The sequence below is a fragment of the Ensifer sp. genome (assembly GCF_035999185.1).
Lineage (GTDB): Bacteria > Pseudomonadota > Alphaproteobacteria > Rhizobiales > Rhizobiaceae > Ensifer.
Genome location: NZ_DASYHB010000205.1, coordinates 230,455 through 247,353, shown reverse-complemented (window position 1 = coordinate 247,353; position 16,899 = coordinate 230,455). Strand labels below are relative to the sequence as shown.

Here is a 16,899-nt window from a genome sequence, read left to right as displayed (position 1 = left end):
GTTTCAAGCGCGTCAACCCGCTCGCTGCGCGGGCTTCGAATAGGAGCGGGACCGCAGGCGTCTTGCCAGAGGCCTTTCGAGCAGCAGAAAAACGACAACGCCAAGAGTCGTCCCGGCGCCGACGGCGAGTAGCGCCGACGTAAACGGGCTTACGCCGGCCAGCCCGCAGACCTTGACCACGACCGAAATGGCGAAGGCGTGCCAGAGATAGATCGAATAGGACGCGTCGCCGAGAAGCATTGCCAGTCCACCCGAGCGGAACCAGCCGCCTCGCTCGAGCGCCAGCGTGCCGACGACAAGCAGGACGGCCAAGGGCCCGAGCACGAGCTCGTCGAACGGCAGGCCGAGCACTGCGAGGGCGGCAAAACCTGCAGCGGCGGTCGCAATCAGCGCCAGACCGAAGACTGCGCCCGGCACGCCCCCCCGCAACCAGAACTCGGCGACGATCATGCCGGCCACAAACTCAAGAAGAATTGGCCTTGTGTAGGTGATGAAGAGCGCATTGTCGCTGTCGAACAGCAGGCCGATTGCAACCAAAAGTAGGAATGCGGTCGTCATCGCGATCAGTCGCCGCGAACGGGGCAGCAACAGCATCAACGCGAAGACGGCGTAGAAGAACATCTCGTAATTCAGCGTCCAGCCCTGCACCAGAACCGGCCAGATTTCACCGTTGCTCGGGGAGTGCATCGGAATAAACAGCACGGAGGCAAGAACGTGCCCGGTGGTCAGGACCAAGTTCGGAAACAGGCCGGCAACGCCGCCAAGAACCATGACTGCAGTCGCGAGCCAATAGATCGGAACGATGCGCTGGAGGCGATCACGCAGGAATGTCAGCGGTGACATCGGCCGGCGCGCGCTGATCACCCACATGATGAAACCGCTGATGACAAAGAAGACGTCGACGCCGGCAGCGCCGATTGCGAAATGATGGCCAGTCCGCTCGGCGGCGTGAAAGATGACGACGCCAAGTGCTGCCACTGCCCGCAGATACTGGATGCCATAGATTGTGGGTATGGCGCCCCCGTTCCCGCGGTTCACCGGTACCTCATACGTGGCGCCATCCGAGGGGCGCTGCGAACCGGCACGTCCTCCGCCGGCCGCTTCGTTCGACCTTGCGGCAGGGTCAGTTTGCCGGCCGCAAAATAGAGCAGGAACGAACCAACGTGATACGGGTTCATGATGTCGATCTCCACGAAGGAGCGCATCAGAAGCAGCACGGCGATACCGAACAGCACGGAGGACTGGGTATCATGGTCTTCGGTCAGCAGGCGCTTGGTGTGGCCAAGAACCGTCGCCAGCAGCACGGCTGACAGCAAAGCGAGCCCGATCGCGCCGGTTTCAACCATCGCCTCGATGAAGGTGTTATGGAAATGAAAGCCTGAACGAGTGGCGATATAGAACTCTTCCCAAAGGCGTTCCGGCTCGGAAAATCCCTGAACCCAATAGGCCTGGTAGCCAACGCCGACCAGCGGCGAAGCCATGGCAGCTTCGACCCCCTGTTGCCAGAGGTAGGTACGCCCGGTCAGAGTGGAATCCTTGCCGAAGAGGCCAAGCACAAAGTCGATGCCACCACCATAGACAGCCGCGACCGCGATCATGGAGCCGCAGACGATCGACGCGAGGAACAGGCCCTTTCGATGGCGTGGCGACAGGAAGCCGACCATGCGCATCCCGAGCCAGATCCCGATGATGACTGCGGTCGTCAGCACGGACGTCGCGGATTGTGACGCGACGAGACAATAGGCAGAAAGCAGTCCGACCATGCACGAAGCCACGAACCACAGGCCCCGTTCGCCAAGCGCCATGGGTGCCACGAAGGCGAAATAGATGCCCAGTGATGCATAGAAGCCGAGCTGGTTCTTGGATGCGAATGCGCCGACGAAGCTGTAGGTGCCATCGAGCGGGTCGAGGTGATAGACGCCGAAGAGCAGGGAGTAGACGAGCAAGATGCCGGTCCCTGCCACCGCGCCGCGGACCAACGTTCGGATGCTGACCAGGCGCATGGCGATCAGGGCGCAGACGACATGGGATAAATACTGGATGCCGGCACGTGCCGTTGTCGCCGGGGCTGCCGACCAGAAAACCGAAAGACAGGCGAATAGGGCAAAGCCGAGGATCCAGAGACGGCTGTTATAGCTGCCGATCACACGGCGGTAGTCGACGAACACCAGAGGCAGCCACAGCCCGTAATAGACGAGAATGGATACCTGCCCGAACCGTGCGGAGTAGGCGAAGACGAAGAAGGACAGCGCGATTGCAACGGTGCCATAGGCACCATTGCGGTCAGGAGAAATCAAACTCGCCTTCGCAATCTTCACGATCGATCCTATTGCGTCGCCAGGTTGGCTTCGACCTTGATGACGTCGCCCGGCAGAACGGGCGTGTTTTCATCGGCGACAATCTCGGTCGATTTGCCGTCGCGCTCCCGGACGATCGAATAGGCGATCGTCGCCTCAGCGTTGTTGTCCTTCGACTGGGCCGCCTCCGTCGACTGCAGCAATGCCTCGGTCATCAGGTCACGGCTGGTACCAAGCTTGATCGACAGTGTGTCGAGTTCGGCCTCGGTATTTTGCAGATCCTGCGCCAGCTGCGCGTCCCAATCGTTGCGCAGATTGGTTTCGTCCTGCGTCGCCTTGCTCACATCCTGCTTGGCCTTGAGGGATGCCGTATCGATGTCGAGAAGTGCGGCCTGCAACTCGGCAACCCGTTGTTCCAACTGCAATTTGCGCTGACTGAGCGCCAGCCCCTTCTCGGCGAGACCTTCGATCTTTTCGCGATCCTCCATAACGAGGCCGAGTTGACGGTTCTGGGTTTCCGACTTTTTCGACAGCGACTGGATCTCGCTCTCCAGCAGCGATTTCAGGTCAGCAAGAGATTTCAACTGGAGTTTCTGCTTGCGATCACGCGAAGCCATCAGGGCCGTTTCGCTGGTCAAGATCTTGTCGATGTCCGGGACGCCTTGCAGGTCCTTCGGCAGGTCGATCCCTTCCTTCTCCGCAATCTCGGCCTGGAGGCGCGCGCGACGGATCAACAGCCTGTTGCGCTCGGCCGTCTGGACGCTCGAATCACCATGGGCGTTGATGTAGTCGCGCGCAAAACGCTGGCCGTTTTCTGCGCGGCGCAATCCGCCGCCAAGGCTGACAGCCTTCAGAATGGTCAGATTGGGTGCAAAAGGATATTCGCCGGGCTTCTGCACCTCGCCCGAGAGATAGACGGGGCGGTATTGTGCAAGCTCCACCGAGGCGGACGGGCGATCACGCAGACCGAACAGGGTCTGCATCTTTTCGCCGATCGCTTCGCCGACTTCCGCGGTGGTCTTGCCGGCTGCCGGCAAGTCGCCGATGAAGGGCAAGGACAGGGTACCGGACGGGCCAACGGTGTATTCCCCGCTGACAACCGACCAGTCGCGCACCGCCCCTTCGGCGGTCTGCCATTCGGCAACGCGAATTTTGAGCTTGTCCATCGTGCCGAGCTGGTAATCCTCGGCGCGAGCTTGGGTGGCGCCGAGGATCAATGCGATCAACACGGAAGCATGGAAATGCACCAGTGTGCGGGAAATGCGCGACTTCCCTGTCAAATCGTGATGTGTCATCTGGGCGTCCCGAAAATGAGGCGCCGGCCCCGCATGCGATCCCTATCGATCGTGCCGAGGCCGGAGACGCTGTTTCGTCAGTAGCTGCCGCGCGAAAAGCAAACGGCGGGTATCGTTCTCACGACGATGGAAAAATCGCTGAGCATCGACCAGTTCTGCACATAGTGCATGTCGAACGCGACGCGCGCCTCGTAGGAAACGTCGTTGCGTCCGCTGATCTGCCACAGGCCGGTCAGACCCGGGCGAGACTGCAGATAGTAGACGGCAGCGCTGTCATAGAGTTCGAGCTCATCCTCGACCACGGGTCGCGGGCCGACGATGCTCATTTCACCGCGAATGATATTGATAAGCTGCGGCAGCTCATCAAGGCTCAGTTTGCGCAGAACGCTGCCGACGACAGTCACCCGAGGGTCGTTCTGCAGTTTGCGCGTTGCACGCCATTCCTCATAGGCGGACGGGTTGCGCCTGAGATGGTGTTGCAGAACGCGATCGCCATCGGCCCGCATGGTGCGGAACTTTAGGCAGCGGAATGTCCTTCCGTTGTGACCCACACGACGATGGCCGTAAAAGACCTTGCCCCCATCGGACAATTTGATGAGGGCCATCAGCATCAGAAATAGCGGGCTCAAGAAGGCGAGCGCCAGCGAAGCGGCAAGAATATCGAAGCCACGCTTCGAAATACCGCCCAAGGGCGGAAAGGCCGCAGTCTCTGCGGCACTGAAAAACGGCGAACTGGCCGATCTGGTCGCAGACTTCATAGAGATGACTCCATTTACGTTTGGCGATTGGTCGGTCTCCCCAGGCAGGGGCCTCTAGCCCGAGCGGGCGCATTCATTGCGAAGAATGAACGTATGGTTAGGATTTGCCTTTTGAAGGCGAAATAATGGCGGGCGTCGCCTCCGAGCACGCGCGCCATACATCATCACTTTCGAATATGTAGTGTTTAAGACGGTCCTGACAATCGTATTGTTGTGCCATAAAGACTAAAATTGCGCGTACCACTGTATTGTCCGCCCTATTCAGAATTACATTCTCATCTCGACGAGCGAAAAAAGCAGTTCTTTGTTTTCTTTAAGCTTTGGATGAACGCCTCTATGGCCAGAAAGATTGATCGCCGTTTATATCCCGAAGAGAATGCTGCGGCGCACCAAGCTTTCGCAGCGCACACAATCGGAGGAAGAGGCAGACAACCTTGTAACAAAAGTTGATCAGCCGATTTTCTCCATGACAACCAATGGGCCGCCTTTGGATGGCACTCTCCTGCAGCGTGTAGAAATCCGATTCGGACGCATTTTGCGTCGGCGCGGCTCATCAATTGCGTGCTCAAAAGTTTTTGATTGGCTTAGCCCCGGTTTAAACGCGACATAAACCGTTCGACAGTCAAACGCGCAATATGACTGTCATCCATTGGCGGTTGAAGACGACAGTCGACGCCAATATATTGAAATCGGGAGCAGGAGGGCCCGCAGCAGCAATGATCCACCCAGCGATGTATTCGAGTGTGAGTTGATACCATGTATGGACCACGCGTCTTTGTCAGCATGGTTGGCGCTCTAACGGTTTTTGCCGTTGTCACATACTTCCTCAATGGCTCGCTAACGCCCACCTTGATCCAGACGGCGATCTGCGCGGTTCTGATGCAGATTGGCTACTTCATCGCCATTCTCTTCCTTGTCTGGAAAAAGGCCCGGGAAAGCGAAAAGCAGGCAGCCGAAGCGTTGCGTGCGGCTGGAGAGGAAAAGTCGGGCACCAAGACGCCACCGTTGAACCGTCCGGGCCACCTCAACCGTTGAATGTGACAAGCTCGTTTCCAGGCGAGCTCCTCAAAAAAGCCCCTCCCTTGACGCGATCGCGACACGATCGCCCGGCATTGTGCCGACGCCGCCGCGCAACGCACGGGCAGCGACGTCTGTGCCGCTGTACGTCCTCGAGACGATAACAGGCGCTGCTGAGACACGATGCTGGAGCCTTCATGAACACAGCCGTAGAGACCAAGGTCTGCGTTATCATTGCTGCCAAGGACGCGCAGGAAACCATAGGCCGCGCGATTGCATCCGCGCTTCGTGAGCCGGAAACTGCGGAAGTGATCGTTGTCGACGACGGTTCCACAGACGCGACCTCTGCGGCCGCGCAGGACGCCGACGATGACACGGGGCGGCTGACAATTGTTCGTTTCGAAAACAACCGGGGGCCTGCGGCTGCGCGCAACCACGCGATTTCGATCAGCCGGTCTCCGATCCTGGCGATCCTCGATGCCGACGATTTCTTTTTTCCCGGTCGTCTCGCGCGTCTTCTTTGCGAGAGAGATTGGGACTTCATTGCCGACAATATCGCCTTCATGGACGAAGCCGCCGCCGACAGCGCGGCAGCTGTCGTAGAAGACTTCCCGCCGGAACCGCGACGGCTGCATCTCGTCGATTTTGTCGATGGCAACATTTCGCGCAGAAATGCGAGGCGCGGCGAAATCGGCTTCCTGAAGCCGTTGATGCGGCGCGATTTCCTCGAAGCGAACGGCATCCGCTATCGGGAACCCCTGCGGCTCGGGGAGGACTACGATCTATACCTGCGGGCGCTGACCAAGGGCGCCCGCTACAAGGTCATCCATAGCTGCGGCTATGCCGCAATCGTGCGCGGCAACTCGCTGAGCGGACGTCACCGCACGGAAGACCTCAAGCGACTCTATGAGGCCGATCGCAACATCCTTGCTGCGAACAACCTCGACAGCGAAGCGGCGGCCGCGATCCGCCGACATGAGCGTCATGTCCGCGGCCGCTATCAGCACCGGCATTTCCTCGATCTGAAAAAACAGCGGGGCGCGCGGGCCGCAATCGGTTATCTGCTGTGGCAACCCAATGCAGTTCCCGCCATCGCGATCGGCATTCTTGCCGACAAGACCGAGCGTTTCAGGCGTTCCCGCCATGCGGCGATCAGCGCCGCCGGAACGGGTGGCCTGCGCTACCTGCTCTCCCATCGGCCGGAGCAATCCTGAGCGAGACCGACACCAGGCTTCGGGCAGCATCGCGCGGTCAGAATGGCTAGAAATAGGCTCGGCGCACCGCCGCAAGCGCATCCTGAAACTGCGCCTTGCGGTCGGCAAGACGGCTGTCGTGGCTTAATTGGGGGGCGGCTCGCGTCGCCTGCCAAAGTGCAAGCGTCGACGGCGCGGCAAGTACCTGTTTCGCCGCACTGCGAAGGAAGGTCTGCCTCGGCTCGCGCAGGGCAACGTCGTCATCGTTCGACCGCCGTTCAACAGCCTCCGACCGCTGCGATTGCGCCTCGACATCCATGCCCCAGAACCGCGCGCCCTTGATCAGGGCTTCGGCGCGGCTCGACACCGGCACGTGACGTGGCTGGTAGTCGACCCCGACGGTTCTTGCCCAATCGTTCCATTTGAAGCTGTTGATGCCGTCGGACGTGGTGACCGCCACCCAGGGAACCCGGAAAGCATCGGCCAGAATGGCGCCGTGCATCGATTCCGCGACAATGAATTCCGATTGCGCAATTTCCCGGATCACGCTTTTGGCCTCTCCGCGCGGATCGATGTAGTGAAGGCCGACCGTGCCGCAGGTGACGGGCCACATGCCGGCGATGGCACTTTCCCAGTGCGGAATGAAGCTGCGCTTGTGCAACTTCGGCAGGTTCTGGAATTCGGGCATGTCGGCGACCATGACCGCGGGGTCGATGATGCCGCGCTCCGGTGCAAGCCCGATCTTTTCGGCCGTCAACGGGCCGCGGACGCAACGCAGGTCCCATTCGGCGGCGTTTCGCATGTCCGGCAACGTGCCGTATCCGAAGCCGCTGCCGATAACGAGCTTTCGACCTCCGTCCGGCAACAGCGCGCGATTGAGGACCGTGCCGACGCCGACAAGCAGGATATCCTCATGGACGTCGCGAAACCCCGGCAACAGGAAATCCCAAAGCCAGAGATTGAGGTCGTCGCCGAAATTGCCGTGCTGCGATTCCCAATAATAGGGGTTCATAGGCGGTCCCTTCCTTCAGAATGCGATAAATATTCGATGCCGCGCCTGGCGGACTTGCCCTTCCTCCACGAAGACGTTCGTGATCCGATCAGTGTGACCGGGAAAATTTTCCGACAGCGAGCGCCAACGCACTTTGCAACAGCCTCGGATCGCGCAGGACCCATCGCGCCAGCAACTGAAACTGCGGCGACTTGCGCCGCTTGAGCCGGCGCGCCTGGCTCCACAGCGCCTGGCGACGCGCCGTGTGTTGATAGGAGCGGATAGACGCAATCGCTGAGGGCTTGCGCGAAAAGCGGCCTTCCAGCGTTTCGAGGGCGACGAAGGTATTGAATTGCTGCTGCAGGAATTCAGGTGAATCGTTGTCGATCGAATGGAAGATGTTGATCCCCTCACCCCGTTCGGCACCCGCTGAGTCACACAGAACGACGCGACCGGCGGCAAGAATGCAGTCGCAGAAGAACAATACGTCTTCCGCCGCCAGACGCAGGTCCGCGTCGAAGCGAACCGTCTCGAAAAGGCTCCGCCCAATCACCATGCAGGAGAGATGCAGGAAGCTCCAGTTCTTCAGCATGACCTCGGTCAGCTCAGGTATTTCGACGACGAGCGGTTCGTCCTGCAGCCGAACGACGGTGGCGCTCTTTTCCAGATCGGCGATGCCGAAATGGTAGTAGAACGCATCACCACCGGTGATCGACGCGAAGTAGCAGTCGGCGCCAAAGTTGCTCATGCCGTCATGGGCATTCTTCAGGTGATCCACGGTCCAGACATCGTCGGAATCGAGAAAAGCCACGAACGCGCTATCGGCCGGCACATGATCAAGACCGGTGTTGCGCGCACCACCCGGACCTTTGTTGGCCTGCCGGATCACTGATATGCGCGCCCGTTCGTCTTTGCCGAGCGGATTCAACTCCTCATCGATCGGATAGGGCGATTCGTCGTCTACAACCAGAATGTGAAAGTCCTGGTAGCTCTGCGCGAAGACCGACGCCAGCGCGCGCCGAAGAATACCCGGCTCCTTCTGATAGTAAGGAATAATAACAGTCAGCTTCGCCATCTTTTCGCCCCTGCGGTTTCTCTAAAAGAGTCTTGCTCGGCCCCGTCCCACCGGGCTGCGACTTCAAGTCTAGCGCTTGCCCTTTGTCGGAAATCCTTCAAAGGCCTCACAGGATGCTCATCATGCCTTCAAACGTAAACGCCAAGTCTGTGACTCGGAACGTCGGCTGGAGCGTCCTTTCAAAGACAGGCACATTCGGGCTGAAGTTTGTCACCGTGCCGATTCTGGCGCGTATCCTGACGCCGGAAGAGTTCGGAACCGTCGCCGTTGCGCTGACCGTCGTACAGTTTCTCGCCATGATCGGCGGTGCGGGTCTCGCCTCGGCACTCATCGTCGCGCGCGACGAAGACATGGTTCTCATACACTCGGCCTTCTGGGCCAATCTCGCCGTCTCGCTCCTGATGGCACTCGGGCTTTTTGCCTTCGCCGATCCGCTCGCAAGCCTGCTCGGCGCTCCGGAGGCAGGCTATCTCCTGCAGATCATGAGCCTGCTCATTCCGCTTCAGTTGGCGGGCGACGTCGCCTATTCGCTGCTCGCCCGACGGATGAATTTCAGCAAGGACGCGATCTGGACGATGCTTTCGGAGATCCTCGGTGCACTCGTTGCGGTTGGGGCGGCGCTTCTGGGGTTCGGGGTCTGGTCGCTGTTGGCGCAGCTTTTCGTTTCCGCCTTCATTCGCCTCGCCGGTCTCTACGCCGTTTCAGGCTACGTTCCACGGTTCGTCTTTTCTCCCGGGCGGGTGCTGTCGCTCAGTCGTTTCAGCTTTGGGATGATGGGCGCGGAGATCGCCAATTTCGTCACCTTTCAGTCGCCCATGGTCGTGATCGGCCGCAATCTCGGGCTGGCGGATGCCGGCGCCTATTCGGCCGCGAACCGATTTTCCAGCATCCCCAACCAGATCGTCCTTTCCGCCGTCATGGGCGTCCTCTTCCCTGCGTTCAGCCACATGAGCGAGGACCGCCAGCGACGTTCGCAAGCATTGATGCTCAGCACGCAGGTGACGACGGTCCTGCTGGCGCCGATGATGTTCGGCCTTTGGGCTCTTGCCGAGCCGGCGATGCTCGTGCTTTTTGGCCAGCAATGGGCTGCGGCCTGGCCTGTGTTGGGACTTCTCGCTCTGTCCAAGGGACTGCTGACGCCGTGCAGCACCTATATCCCCTACCTCAAGGGCATCGGCCAGGGCACAATACTCTTCTGGTGGGCCGTCATCCGCGCCGTCGCCACGACCGGCGCCGTCGCCTATGGCGCAATCGGCGGTTCGCTCGTCGACGCCATGATTGCGCTCTGCCTCGTCAACCTCGCGACGCTCGTCGGCTATTCCTGGGTCGTTTTCCGTGCCGATCGCCTGCCATTCCTGCGAGGCTTCTTCACCTCGATCCGGCCATTGGCCTCGGCAATCGTCATGGCAATCGTCGTCAGGCTGCTCCTCCAGTCCTATGGCTCGATGCTGCCAAACGCCCTCCTCCAACTCCTTGCTGGAACTGCAGTCGGATCGTTGATCTACCTTGTCCTGGTGCTGCTTACCGAGCAACCGCTGCTTGCGAAACTGAACGACCTGGCGCGCTCACGCGGTGCTTCAGGCTCAATGACGACTGCAGCCGAATAGGCGCGCCCTTCGAGGCCGCCTCATCTTTGCCACAATTCGGCATGGAGACGTGCCCTTGTCGCACTGCTCACCGAGAATTTTAACAAATATCGCACACTTTTTCAGTGTATTTCCAATTTTCACACTAGCAATGACATCGAAACATCAGCACCCGCAAATATTCTTCAACTAACGGGGAAGACTGTCTTTTCTTTCCCGCACACGTCCACACCCGCTCTATTGGGGCTGAGTGAAAAACATCCTTGATGCTGCGCCGCAACAGACATCGGTCGATTCGATTGTTGCGACGCCATATTTTCATCCGCACCCGAGCCTAGCTTAGTGATCGCGGGCTCTGGTCTGCTCTGTTGAAACGGCCGCTTCAAAACGTGCTGCCAGATGGGGGTGACGGACATCGTGGATGTAAACGCGAACATTTCGTCGCGGATCAATCTGATGCGTATCGTACTGATCTCGGGAATCGTGTTCGTTCACGTTCCCTACGATCCGGCGACCAGTCCTTATGCGGCCAACTATGGCGGCTTCGATTGGTTGCGGGTCTTTCTGGGTGACAGCCTCTTCCGTGTTGGAGTGCCCTGCCTCAGCGTAATTTCCGGCTACCTCCTCTTCCGTCGCGGTCTCGACAGTTTCGATTATCGCAAGACATTGACGACAAAGGCGCGAACCGTCCTGTTGCCTTTCCTCATCTGGAACTTTGCGTTCTTGCTTTCGGTCTTCATCGCTCAGAGCAACGAAATGAGCACGGGCTACTTGCCTGACGTTGCGCACGCAAACCTACGCGAATGGTTGAACCTCGCCTTTGCGCTCGACGGTATGCCCATCAATCTGCCGCTCTACTTCTTGCGCGACCTGTTGCTCTGCATCGTGCTTTCGCCGGTGCTCGCCTGGCTGATCAGGCGTTATCCGGCGCAGACGCTTGCGGTGCTGTTGGCCTACGTCGTGCTGCCGTTCCCGAGTGGGGTTTTCCTGAAGAAGTCGATCCTCTTTGGATTTAGCGCCGGCATTTACCTGAGCCTGCATGACGTCGACATCCGTCGTTTCGACCGTTTCGCCTGGCCGATCGTCGTTGCGCTTATCATCTGTACGCTGCTGCTCTCACTCCTGCTTTACCGATACGGACCGAACTTTCCGATATGGCTTGAGATGCTGCGGGGACTGACGGCGCTGTTCGGCATCGCCGGTTCGTGGGCCGTCTCCGCACTTCTCGTTCGAACCCGGGCCGGCGCATCACTTTCCCGCGGAAGTGGCCTCAGCTTCTGGATCTTTTGCACGCACTTCCCGCTGCTGATCCTCCTCTGGATGATCTGGAACCGGACAGGCGTCGGTTATTACCCGGCCTTCTACTGCACGGTCCCGTTCATCGTGATCGCATCACTCGCCTTCGCCTACAGCCTTTCCCGGCGCTGGCTGCCGAACTTCACTGCCCTGCTCACCGGCAGCCGAACCGGACCTGCCCGCGACGCAACCGCGCCGGCAAGGGCCGTTCGCTCCGAACCCTCCCCTCAGCAAAGGACCTGACCATGAGATCCCCAAGACCTCACCGCCTCGCCCTGATCACCCTGTTTGCAACTGGCCTTGCCGGTCCGACAATGGCTGAGGGAACCAATACGGGCACGTCCTTCATCGACAACTTCGACACACTGGACACGGCCATCTGGTACGTCTCGGACGGTTGGAACAATGGCGCGCACCAGAACTGCACCTGGTCGAAGAAGCAGGTGAGAGTTGAGAACGGCATTGCAGAATTGACCTTCGAGCAAGGCAAGCTCGGCGAGCGCAGCTACGCCTGCGGCGAGATCCAGACGCGCAAGCGCTTCGGCTATGGCACCTACGAGGCGCGCGTCAAGACGGCAGACGGCTCGGGACTGAATTCCGCCTTCTTCACCTATATCGGACCTGCGGACAAGAAACCGCATGACGAGATCGATTTCGAGGTGCTCGGCAAGAACCCGGCTAAGGTCCAGGTGAACCAATATGTCGCCGCCAAGGGCGGCAACGAAAAGCTCGTCGACGTACCGGGCGGTGCCAACCAGGGCTTCAACGATTATGCCTTCGTCTGGGAAAAGGAGCGGATCCGCTACTATGTCAACGGCGAGCTCGTGCATGAGGTCACCGATCCCACGAAGATCCCGGCCAACCCTCAAAAGATCTTCTTCAGCCTTTGGGGCACCGACACGCTTGCGGATTGGATGGGTACCTTTGCCTACAAGGGTCCGTCGACCATGCAGATCGATCGCATCGCCTTCACCGCACCTGGCGCTGATTGCCAGTTCGCCGAATCCGTCGCCTGCCGAACGAACTAGCAGGCGGCCACTTCCTGCGCGGCAGATGCGCCGCAGTCGCAAACTCTAAACCGTCTCCGGGTCAAGCCGGACAGAAAACCGGATCTTTATGCTGCAAATACTCTATCTCGCTCAGGATCTTGCCGACCCCGCCGTTCGCCGACGCGTATTGATGCTGCTTGCCGGCGGCGCAAAGGTCAGGCTTGCGGGATTCCGGCGGGGCACCAACGCGCTGGCGACCATTGAAGGTGTCGAGCCGATCGAACTTGGCCAAACCCATGACGGACGCTTCTTCCAGCGGATCGGCGCCGTGGCCAGAAGCTGCCTTTCGCTCAAGCAGTCGCTTCGCAATGTCGAACGTCCGCACCTCATTATTGCACGCAATCTCGACATGCTGGCCATCGCCAGGAAGGCTGTCTCGGTGCTTGGCGGCGACGTACCTGTCGTCTACGAGTGCCTCGACATTCACCGTTTGCTCCTGCGCTCGGACGCAACCGGCCGGACGCTCCGGGCAAGCGAAGCGTTTCTCGGCAGGGATGTCCGGTTGCTGATCACCAGCTCTCCGGCGTTCGTCGAGCACTATTTCCGTCCCCTGTCCGGTATCGCAGCACCCATGATGCTGCTCGAAAACAAGGTGCTTGAACTCAACGAGGCACAGCGGGAGGCATACGGGCGGCCTTCGGTCGCGACCGCGCCCGAGAATGGCCCATGGCGGATCGGCTGGTTTGGCGCCCTTCGCTGCCGCAAGTCGCTGGCGCTGCTTGCCGAGTTCTCTCGCCGCATGGAGGGCCGCTTCGAGATCGTGCTGCGGGGCCGGCCGGCCTATAGCGAGTTCGATGACTTTGACGGCTTTATCCGCAACGAGCCGTTCATGCACTTCCACGGTCCCTACCGCAGCCCCGAAGAACTGGGTGCGATTTACGACGATGTGCACTTTACCTGGGCGATCGATTTCTTCGAGGAGGGCCGCAACTCGAAATGGTTGCTGCCGAACCGGCTTTATGAAGGTTGCCGCTTCGGTCGGGTTCCGATCGCAATGCGTGGCACCGAGACGGCGCGGTTCCTGGCGATCCGCGGCCTCGGCATGCTGCTCGACGACGCAGAACCGGAAGCGCTTGTGGGTGTCGTCGGATCGATGACGCCCGAACGTTATGTCGAGGCATCCCGGCGTATTGCAGCATGCGCGCCGGAAACCTGGGTTTTCAACCGGAACGACTGCGAAGACCTCGTCCGACGCCTTGCGGCAGTTACCTCGGCCGCCCCTTCCCTTGTGACGCCAAAGCGCGCGCCGAAGCCGCGTAACACCCAAACACCCCAGAACGAAGGTGGATTGTCATGAGCACCAAGACGCTTGTCTCGACACGAGCCCTCATCGTCATACCCTGCCTGAACGAGGCGGAGCATCTGGAGCGCCTGGTACAAAGCCTGCGGCCGGCGGCAGCCGCGCTCAACGGCGCGATTGTGGTCGTCGATGGCGGCAGCACCGACGGCACCCGCGACATCGCGATGCGTCTTGCCGCGGCCGTTCCGCAGGTGCTTGCCCTCGACAATCCCAAGCGCATCCAGAGCGCTGCGATCAACCTTGCCGTCGCTCGCTACGGTTCGGCCTATGACTATCTGATCCGGATCGACGCCCATGGCACCTATCCGGACGACTACTGCGAACGCTTGGTCGATGAGGCCCTGCAAACCGGCGCCGACTCCGTCGTCGTCGCAATGCAGACCGTCGGCTTTACGCCTTTCCAGAAGGCGACCGCCTGCGCCCAGAACTCCAAGCTCGGCAACGGCGGCGCCAAACATCGCCTGGGTGCGGCGAGCCACTGGGCCGACCACGGCCATCATGCGCTGATCCGCATCTCTGCCTTCCAGGCGATCGGCGGCTACGACGAAATCTTCAGCCATAACGAAGATGCCGAATTCGACTATCGCTTCCATCAGGCCGGATTTCGCATCTGGATGACGGACCGGACGAGCATGATCTACTATCCCCGCGCCAAGGTCGGCCCACTCTTCCGCCAATATTTCGCCTATGGCCGAGGGCGCGCGCGCAATGTGTTGAAACATCGAGCCCGGCCTAGTCTCAGGCAACTTTTGCCGCTTGCGGTCGCACCGGTCGCGGTCGGCGCCCTGCTCGCCGTCATCAATTGGCTCGCGGTCGTGCCGGTCGTGCTCTGGGCGGCGGCCTGCATCGGCTACGGCATCTGGATGGCGCTTGGCCAAAAGAACCCCTACGGCCCGCTCGCGGCTCTGTCGGCGATGGTCATGCACTTCGCCTGGTCTGCGGGCTTCTGGCGCGAATTGCTCGCTTCGAGAAAGCGCGGGGTGGCGCCATGACCGACCCGCGGACCACTCGCCAGATTGACATTGCGGTATGCACGTTCCGCAGGCCGGAGCTTGCGGAAACGCTCCATTCCCTCGCCCTTCTTACCATCCCCGATGATGCCGACATTCGCGTCATCGTCGCCGACAACGACATGACGCCGAGCGCCGAAGCGCTGGTCAACCAGATGCGCCTGACCACGCCTTTCGAGATTCTCTACGTGCATTGTCCGGCGTCAAACATCTCGATCGCCCGCAACGCCTGCCTCGATGTCAGCCGCGGGCACTATCTCGCCTTCGTTGACGACGACGAAACGGTGTCGCGCACCTGGCTCGTCCAACTGCTCGACACAGCCCGCGATACAGGTGCGGACGTCGTGCTCGGACCGGTAAGGGCGGAATATGCCCTGTCGGCGCCGAACTGGATGCGCCGCGGCGATTTTCACTCGACCCGTCCGGTTTGGGTCAATGGCGAGATCCGGACAGGCTACACCTGCAATGTCCTCATCGACCTCACCCGGCCGGCGCTCACGGGCAGACGGTTCAACCTGGCGCTGGGGCGCAGCGGCGGCGAGGATACGGAATTCTTCCGGCATATGCATGCGGACGGCGGGCATCTGGCTTACGCGCCTGATGCGCTGGTGTTTGAGCCAGTGCCTGAAAAGAGAGCGCGCCTCACCTGGCTCGCAAAGCGCCGCTTTCGTTCCGGGCAGACACACGGCCGTCTTCTGAGCGCTCAAGGTCAGCCGGGCAGCAAAATGGTCGAGATTGCGCGCGCGGCGGCAAAATCGGGCTACTGCGCGTTCGCGAGCCTACTGCTTGCGGGATCGCCGGTCGCACGCTCGCGCTACGCTTTGCGCGCGGTCATGCATGCGGGTGTCGTCAGTGGACTTTTCGGCGTTCGTGAACTCCAGCAGTACGGAGCAATCAGCGCCAGATGACCCGATCCGCACCAGACGTCAGCTTTGTGATCGCGGCCTACAACGCCGCCGACACCATCCGGCGCGCGATCGACAGCGCGCTTGCGCAGGAGGGTGTCGATGTGGAGGTGATCGTGATTGACGATTGCTCCAGTGATGACACGTGCGCCGTGGTGGAAGACGTGGCCGATCCACGGGTGCGACTGCTGCGACTTGCCAGAAACTGCGGTCCGGGCGGCGCCCGGAATGCCGGACTGGATGTTGCCCGTGGCGATTGGATCGCTATCCTCGACGCCGACGACACCGTCAGTCCACGGCGACTGAAGCGCATGACCGAACTTGCGTCTGCAGCCGCGGCCGAAATCGCCGTCGACAATATTGATGTTGCGAACCTGGATGGCCGGGTCGAGCGCATGTTCACCGACGCCATGCTTGCGCGCCATGGAACGTTGACGCTCGAAGCCTTCATCGGTTCCAACGTCCTTTTCCGCTCGACATACAATTTCGGGTACATGAAGCCCGTGTTCAAACGCCAGTTTCTGAACACCCCTCGACTGCGCTTCGAGGAAGGCATCCGGATCGGCGAGGACTACATCCTGCTTGCCTCGGCGCTCGCCCTTGGCGGACGCTGCGTCGTCGACCCGTCCGCTGGTTATTGCTATCATGTCCGCAAGGGTTCGATCTCGCGCGTGCTTGAGATCAGCCATGTCGAGACGATGATGGCCGCCGATCGGGACTTTGTCGCAAAGCATGCGCTTGGTCCCAACGCAATGACGATGCAGCACCAGCGCGAGCGAAGCCTCCGCGAGGCGCGTGCCTTCCTTTGTCTCGTCGAGCATTTGAAATCCAGATCGTTGATCGGCGCCGCCCGGGTGGCTATGAGCAACCCGATGGCGCTGCGGCATCTCAGAATGCCGATAGCCGCGCGACTGCGCCGCTTGCTGGCGCCATTTGCGCATACCGCCACGCCGACGTTGTCGGGCAAACGACCCCCATCGGGCGAAGCCCCGCACGCGCGGAAAGGGTAGAACCATGGACCGTGTCAAAACCGTCAGCACAGCTGAGAGCCGGGTCGCTGGCACTCGCGAGGCGGCCCGCGCATCGCCCAGGGACACCGTCGTGTCTCATGAAGGCCGCATCCGCGC

15 protein-coding genes are annotated in these 16,899 nt (G+C 60.5%); 9 read left to right on the top strand and 6 right to left on the bottom strand.

From position 1 onward, the window contains the following. Window positions 1-12: 12 nt before the first annotated feature. From VGO04_RS28660 to VGO04_RS28645, 4 genes are all read right to left on the bottom strand, one after another. Window positions 13-1,014: an acyltransferase gene (locus VGO04_RS28660; protein WP_327499471.1), complete on the bottom strand. Its 1,002-nt coding sequence runs from the start codon at window positions 1,012-1,014 to the stop codon at window positions 13-15. 20 nt (window positions 1,015-1,034) lie between these two features. Further along, on the bottom strand, window positions 1,035-2,318 hold the full coding sequence (locus VGO04_RS28655; protein ID WP_327499356.1) for an O-antigen ligase: 1,284 nt from the start codon (window positions 2,316-2,318) through the stop codon (window positions 1,035-1,037). 8 nt (window positions 2,319-2,326) lie between these two features. Further along, window positions 2,327-3,592, bottom strand: coding sequence for a polysaccharide biosynthesis/export family protein (locus VGO04_RS28650; RefSeq protein ID WP_327499355.1), 1,266 nt, complete (start codon window positions 3,590-3,592; stop codon window positions 2,327-2,329). Between the two features lie 77 nt (window positions 3,593-3,669). Continuing rightward, window positions 3,670-4,350, bottom strand: coding sequence for a sugar transferase (locus VGO04_RS28645; protein WP_327499354.1), 681 nt, complete (start codon window positions 4,348-4,350; stop codon window positions 3,670-3,672). Window positions 4,351-5,106: 756 nt separating this feature from the next. Between VGO04_RS28645 and VGO04_RS28640 the strand changes: the two genes are divergently transcribed. Beyond that, window positions 5,107-5,385: an exopolysaccharide production repressor protein gene (locus VGO04_RS28640; protein WP_327499353.1), complete on the top strand. Its 279-nt coding sequence runs from the start codon at window positions 5,107-5,109 to the stop codon at window positions 5,383-5,385. Window positions 5,386-5,564: 179 nt separating this feature from the next. Beyond that, on the top strand, window positions 5,565-6,581 hold the full coding sequence (locus VGO04_RS28635) for a glycosyltransferase family 2 protein (RefSeq protein WP_327499352.1): 1,017 nt from the start codon (window positions 5,565-5,567) through the stop codon (window positions 6,579-6,581). 46 nt (window positions 6,582-6,627) lie between these two features. On the opposite strand, the gene VGO04_RS28630 is transcribed toward VGO04_RS28635, so the two are convergent. Continuing rightward, window positions 6,628-7,572 (bottom strand): polysaccharide pyruvyl transferase family protein, encoded by a 945-nt coding sequence (locus VGO04_RS28630; protein ID WP_327499351.1) that lies wholly within the window; start codon window positions 7,570-7,572, stop codon window positions 6,628-6,630. Window positions 7,573-7,660: 88 nt separating this feature from the next. After that, the gene (locus VGO04_RS28625) at window positions 7,661-8,626 is read right to left on the bottom strand and encodes a glycosyltransferase family 2 protein (protein WP_327499350.1); all 966 of its coding nucleotides are present in this window, start codon (window positions 8,624-8,626) and stop codon (window positions 7,661-7,663) included. Between the two features lie 122 nt (window positions 8,627-8,748). Between VGO04_RS28625 and VGO04_RS28620 the strand changes: the two genes are divergently transcribed. The 7 genes from VGO04_RS28620 to VGO04_RS28590 all read left to right on the top strand — a co-directional run bounded on the left by VGO04_RS28620 (window position 8,749) and on the right by VGO04_RS28590 (window position 16,782). Continuing rightward, window positions 8,749-10,233 carry a lipopolysaccharide biosynthesis protein gene (locus VGO04_RS28620; RefSeq protein ID WP_327499349.1) on the top strand — a complete coding sequence of 495 codons (1,485 nt, stop codon included), beginning with the start codon at window positions 8,749-8,751 and terminating at the stop codon, window positions 10,231-10,233. A gap of 435 nt (window positions 10,234-10,668) precedes the next feature. Beyond that, a complete protein-coding gene (locus tag VGO04_RS28615; RefSeq protein ID WP_327499348.1) occupies window positions 10,669-11,751 on the top strand; it encodes an acyltransferase in 1,083 nt (360 codons plus the stop codon). A gap of 2 nt (window positions 11,752-11,753) precedes the next feature. Beyond that, window positions 11,754-12,536, top strand: coding sequence for a glycoside hydrolase family 16 protein (locus VGO04_RS28610; protein WP_414650615.1), 783 nt, complete (start codon window positions 11,754-11,756; stop codon window positions 12,534-12,536). Window positions 12,537-12,624: 88 nt separating this feature from the next. Beyond that, on the top strand, window positions 12,625-13,854 hold the full coding sequence (locus VGO04_RS28605) for a glycosyl transferase family 1 (RefSeq protein ID WP_327499347.1): 1,230 nt from the start codon (window positions 12,625-12,627) through the stop codon (window positions 13,852-13,854). After that, on the top strand, window positions 13,851-14,849 hold the full coding sequence (locus tag VGO04_RS28600) for a glycosyltransferase family 2 protein (RefSeq protein WP_327499346.1): 999 nt from the start codon (window positions 13,851-13,853) through the stop codon (window positions 14,847-14,849). Before VGO04_RS28605 ends, VGO04_RS28600 begins: the two co-directional genes overlap by 4 nt. Then, window positions 14,846-15,775, top strand: a complete 930-nt coding sequence (locus VGO04_RS28595) for a glycosyltransferase family A protein (protein ID WP_327499345.1) — start codon at window positions 14,846-14,848, stop codon at window positions 15,773-15,775. Before VGO04_RS28600 ends, VGO04_RS28595 begins: the two co-directional genes overlap by 4 nt. Next, on the top strand, window positions 15,772-16,782 hold the full coding sequence (locus tag VGO04_RS28590; protein ID WP_327499344.1) for a glycosyltransferase family 2 protein: 1,011 nt from the start codon (window positions 15,772-15,774) through the stop codon (window positions 16,780-16,782). The genes VGO04_RS28595 and VGO04_RS28590 overlap by 4 nt, the downstream gene beginning before the upstream one ends. Window positions 16,783-16,899 lie beyond the last annotated feature (117 nt).

Excerpts from the sequence above, each read along its gene's own strand:
- VGO04_RS28650 (WP_327499355.1), bottom strand. The coding sequence starts at position 3,592 with ATGACACATCACGATTTGACAGGGAAGTCGCGCATTTCCCGCACACTG.
- VGO04_RS28645 (WP_327499354.1), bottom strand. The coding sequence starts at position 4,350 with ATGAAGTCTGCGACCAGATCGGCCAGTTCGCCGTTTTTCAGTGCCGCA.
- VGO04_RS28640 (WP_327499353.1), top strand. The coding sequence starts at position 5,107 with ATGTATGGACCACGCGTCTTTGTCAGCATGGTTGGCGCTCTAACGGTT.
- VGO04_RS28635 (WP_327499352.1), top strand. The coding sequence starts at position 5,565 with ATGAACACAGCCGTAGAGACCAAGGTCTGCGTTATCATTGCTGCCAAG.
- VGO04_RS28630 (WP_327499351.1), bottom strand. The coding sequence starts at position 7,572 with ATGAACCCCTATTATTGGGAATCGCAGCACGGCAATTTCGGCGACGAC.
- VGO04_RS28625 (WP_327499350.1), bottom strand. The coding sequence starts at position 8,626 with ATGGCGAAGCTGACTGTTATTATTCCTTACTATCAGAAGGAGCCGGGT.
- VGO04_RS28620 (WP_327499349.1), top strand. The coding sequence starts at position 8,749 with ATGCCTTCAAACGTAAACGCCAAGTCTGTGACTCGGAACGTCGGCTGG.
- VGO04_RS28615 (WP_327499348.1), top strand. The coding sequence starts at position 10,669 with ATGCGTATCGTACTGATCTCGGGAATCGTGTTCGTTCACGTTCCCTAC.
- VGO04_RS28610 (WP_414650615.1), top strand. The coding sequence starts at position 11,754 with ATGAGATCCCCAAGACCTCACCGCCTCGCCCTGATCACCCTGTTTGCA.
- VGO04_RS28605 (WP_327499347.1), top strand. The coding sequence starts at position 12,625 with ATGCTGCAAATACTCTATCTCGCTCAGGATCTTGCCGACCCCGCCGTT.
- VGO04_RS28600 (WP_327499346.1), top strand. The coding sequence starts at position 13,851 with ATGAGCACCAAGACGCTTGTCTCGACACGAGCCCTCATCGTCATACCC.
- VGO04_RS28595 (WP_327499345.1), top strand. The coding sequence starts at position 14,846 with ATGACCGACCCGCGGACCACTCGCCAGATTGACATTGCGGTATGCACG.
- VGO04_RS28590 (WP_327499344.1), top strand. The coding sequence starts at position 15,772 with ATGACCCGATCCGCACCAGACGTCAGCTTTGTGATCGCGGCCTACAAC.